At 64.7% G+C, this 4,086-nt stretch carries 3 protein-coding genes and 1 pseudogene; 1 reads left to right on the top strand and 3 read right to left on the bottom strand.

Features of this window, described 5'->3' with window-relative positions:
- Positions 1 to 201: 201 nt before the first annotated feature.
- A complete protein-coding gene (locus IEY69_RS21440) occupies positions 202 to 525 on the bottom strand; it encodes a hypothetical protein (RefSeq protein ID WP_189075104.1) in 324 nt (107 codons plus the stop codon).
- 660 nt (positions 526 to 1,185) lie between these two features.
- On the opposite strand from IEY69_RS21440, the gene IEY69_RS21435 reads away from it, so the two are divergent.
- Entirely contained in the window at positions 1,186 to 2,535 is a 1,350-nt protein-coding gene (locus IEY69_RS21435; RefSeq protein ID WP_189075103.1) for a replication initiator protein A, read from the top strand.
- Positions 2,536 to 2,821: 286 nt separating this feature from the next.
- On the opposite strand, the gene IEY69_RS21430 is transcribed toward IEY69_RS21435, so the two are convergent.
- A complete protein-coding gene (locus tag IEY69_RS21430; RefSeq protein ID WP_189075102.1) occupies positions 2,822 to 3,400 on the bottom strand; it encodes a hypothetical protein in 579 nt (192 codons plus the stop codon).
- Positions 3,401 to 3,492: 92 nt separating this feature from the next.
- Positions 3,493 to 4,086, bottom strand: a pseudogene (locus tag IEY69_RS21425) (IS630 family transposase); the annotation flags it as partial.

Raw genomic sequence — 4,086 nt, 5'->3', positions numbered from 1 at the left:
GTCGCTTGAGAATCAAGCGACCTGCTGAGCTTCTTCGGCTCCGCCGAGGTTAAGTTGCCAGAACCGACGAACGTCATGGCGGGCCTCCCGGCCTCGCAGTCTACGGGCAAGCCGACGCCCGGTCAGCTCAAAGTGACCAGGCTTGAGTGGACTTGATTCCCTGACACTCCCTCTGACACTGGGACGGACCAGAGGCTCCCTTCAGCGGGTCGGTGTCACCCGCGCCGCCCGCCGCCCCACACTGCGCCGCAGACGGCGCGCCACCGCCTTCACACACGCCCGGCACGTCAGCGGTCCCGTCACCTGCGCCGCCCCCGCGTACACCTGCGGTCCACGCCCGCACAGCGCCTCACCGTCCGACAGCCGCACCAGATGGACCGCCCCGCCCGGCGCCAGCTGGAACGCGTGGGGCTCCTTCAGCCGGTGCCTCGCCGCGATCTCCACGCACGCCGCCTCGAACGGCAGGTCCGCCAGGTCGCCGTGCACCGGGGCCATGCGGGTTACGTGGGCCGGTCGCGTCGCCATGTCCCCGAGCGTAGCGTGATCTCCGATGACCGAAGGGGTCCAGACCTGCGCTCCTGGTCTCCCCTCTTCCCCGCCGTCGGCCGGATTGACGCCGCGCGACATACTCGGGGGATTGCATTTTTCCGAGACACGACATACTCGGGGGATTGTACCGACTGTCGGAACATTTTCACCGTTCCTACCGATGAAAATCGCGGATGCCCACATCAGGCATCCGCCCCTTGGGACTGCGCGACATACTTGGGGGATTTCGCCGTTTCACGTACGACACACTTGGGGAAAAGGGGCGTTTCGAACGACATACCTGGGGGATTTCGTCATTCGCCGCACGACACACTCGGGGGAAAACGGGCATTCGAGTGCGACATACTTGGGGGATTTGCACCCTATGACGCACGACATACTTGGGGGAAAACGGGCCTTTTCCACGACATACTTGGGGGAAAACGGGCCTTTTCCACGACATACTTGGGGGAAAAACTCCGAAAAATCCCGTCCAGGACGCAAGTGGCTTCGCCGCTTGATGATGATTCATCATTGTTTTTATCTTTTTTTTCAAACAAAGGAAGATCAATCATCAGCGCCCGGAGCGGCTAAACTGAGGCCACCGGAGACGATGTGGCCCCTCAACGCAAGCGGAAGACCGCGACCGATTCAACCTTGCAGCTGCAGCGGCTCACCGAGGCGAACGTGGCCCGGCTCGGTCTCATCAGCATTCAGGAACGCATCCCCAGCGACTTCACCCGGTGGGAAGTCGACTTCGAGATCGACGGCCGCCTCGGACAGCTCTCCTGCTTCAGCCCGGCCGAATACGGCGGTGTGCCTCACGGCCTCGACGGCGACGTCGCCAACGCCCTGATCGACATTTTCATCGAGACTGGTTCCCCGGAAAGTGGTGTGGTCACCACCACCGCCAGCCAGGTGCTCCTGCGAGCGGGCCTCCACAACAACGGCCACTACCATCACGTCCTGACCGAGTCGCTGAGGCGCCTCAAACAGGCCACGTACACCATGAGTCACGCGTGGCGGGATCACGAGCACCAGCGCTGGACGAGCGGCACCTTCAGCTACGTCCTGGCGTACGAGATCACCTCCGGTGAGCGTGACACGGTCACGTCGGGCGCCGTCCTGTCGGTCACCCTGGCCCGTCAGATCGTCCAGTCGATCCGCGCGCGGTACGTCAAACCGCTGGACTACGGTTTCCTGACCTCACTCGAACGGCCGCTGACGCGGGCGCTGTACCGCCTGCTGGACGCCAAGCGGTACGACCCGCAGGATCTGAGCCGGTCGTTCGCGTCGTACACGGTCAACCTGCTCGAATGGGCCGCGGAGTGCAAGATCGTGGACCGCCGCACCGACAAGGTCCGGCGGACGCTCGAAGGTGCCCACCAGGAGCTCCAGGAACGCGGGTACCTGCAGGACGTCCTGGTGGAGGGGCGCGGCAGGAAGCAGACGCTGACCTACGTCTTCGGCGCCCCGACACCCAACCTGACCCTGGATCCCGAACTGGTGGCCGAACTCGTGACGCACCGCGTCGCCCGTCCCGTCGCGCGGAAGCTCGTGGAGACGTACGGCGAGACACGCGTGAGGGCCCGCCTTGCCCGCTTCACGGCGCTGCTGGCGTCCGGGTACCGCGTCCGGAGTCCGTCGGCCCTGCTGGTCGATATCATCCGCGACGACGACGAGAAGTACGTCGATCCGACCGGCGCCGAGCGGGCCGCTGGGACCGTCACGCCGTCCAGTCCACCGTCGGCGACGCGGGATCCGGAGCTGGAAGACCGGGAACGCGACGCGGCCTTCCAGGCCCTGAGTCTCGAAGAGCAGGCCGATCAGGCCATGCCGACCCTGCAACTGCTCCTCAAGAACCGACTGGACACCATGCAGTACGCGCGAATCCGTTCAGCGATGGCCGAAGGCCGTGCCGACGCCAGCCTGATTGTCAAGGCCGTCACCAAAGCGGTCTTTGAGGGGCGCACCGCCGAGGCGCTGGAGCAGTTGACGCTCCTCTGAACGGCTCACCGTTCACGTCTGCTGGTGACAGGATGCACAAGGGAACGATGCGGCGTTGGCGTTGACGTTGAGTTCGCGTCAATCTCGAGACGCTGCGGTCACAGGCGAGACGGTTCTGACCACTCGATTTCGGTCGGCTGAGGGGTCTTGAGTGACAACGCTGCGCGAGGCGCTCGAACGGTCGAAAGCCGAGGGGTTACGCCTCGCTCAGGCCATGCTCTCCACTGACCTGTAGACCGCGCGGGGGGGGCCGCTGCGGGGCGTTCTGCTGGCCCTGCAGGGAAGCTCAGGGCGTCCAGCGGTGAAGGTGGTAGGTATCCCCCAGCCGGGTCACGAGCAGGAGACTTCTCTGACGGGTCTCCTCATTGAAATGGCCGCCCACGATGGTCACCACCGTCCCCTGCACGGCAGGGAGCGTCAGGGGCCTGACCTTCCCGTTCTTCAACTGCACGTGCCAGCCGCGCCAGCGTCCCGTGGCCCGTTCCCGGCCGAACACGCTCACGGTTTCCGGCACGTCGGAGTCGTCCGGGATCAGGAGCGGCAGGTCCGCCATGGGCGGCCCGGGGAGCGTCACGTCCAGACGGGGCGCCTGAATGTCGATGCCGTCGGCCTGGACCAGCCACGCCCGCCCGGTGCCGCGTTCGATACCCGTGTAGAGCTTGGTTTCATTGATCGCGTGCAGTGCCCCGGCGTCATCCGGACCTGGCCCCCCGCTTCGGTCATAGTCATGGCCGAACCAGGAGACCAACGCGACGTGACCGTCCCGCTGGCCCAGGAAGCCATGGATGTCGATCCGTGCCGGCTCGATATTCGGGAGGCGCCAGGATGTCACGGTGCGGCCCAGGAAGCGGGGTCGGGGCGTCATGATCTCCACCCGGGTACCGGGCTGCCCCAGCAGACTCCGTTCGCTGGAAACGACGACGAGGTGCGTCGGACAGTCGGCGGGGTTCTGGCAACTTATTGATAGCGGCATAGATTCGCATTTATGAGCTGATGAGGCAAGTCGATATACCGAACCCGCTGCCAGGCCGTCACCAGTTTTGCTTTCAGCTCTGAGACCGAGCGGGCACAGAAGTTTCCCAGCACACTGCGCTTCACATACGCCCACACCAGCTCGATCGGGTTCAACTCCGGCGCATAGGGCGGCAAGAACACCAGCGACAGGCGTTCGTGGGTCTCCACGAACGCCTGTGTTGCCTTCGCCCGGTGGATCCCGGCGTTCTCCAGCACCACCACGATCTCCCCCTGAACGTGGCGGAGCAGGTGCTGGAAGAATCGGATGACGTCCCCACTCCGAATCGCCCCAGACTTCGTATGCTGGAAGAACCGCCCATCCGACGTGATCGCACCGATGGTCGAGAGTGTCTCCCAATTGGCCGGGAGCGAGACCAGGGGCGTCACGCCCCTGGTCGACCACGTGCGCCGTCGTACGCCTTTCAGCGAGAACCCGACCTCATCCAGATACACCAGGGTCGCGCCCTCAGCAACCTTTTTTTCCCAACTCCGGTGCGACCTGTTCTTTCCAGGACGCGATCCGGAGTTCATTGCGCT

Source organism: Deinococcus sedimenti, assembly GCF_014648135.1.
Classification (GTDB): Bacteria; Deinococcota; Deinococci; order Deinococcales; family Deinococcaceae; genus Deinococcus; species Deinococcus sedimenti.
The sequence above is the reverse complement of the archived record's forward strand: the minus strand, read 5'-3'. Positions and strand labels throughout refer to the sequence as shown.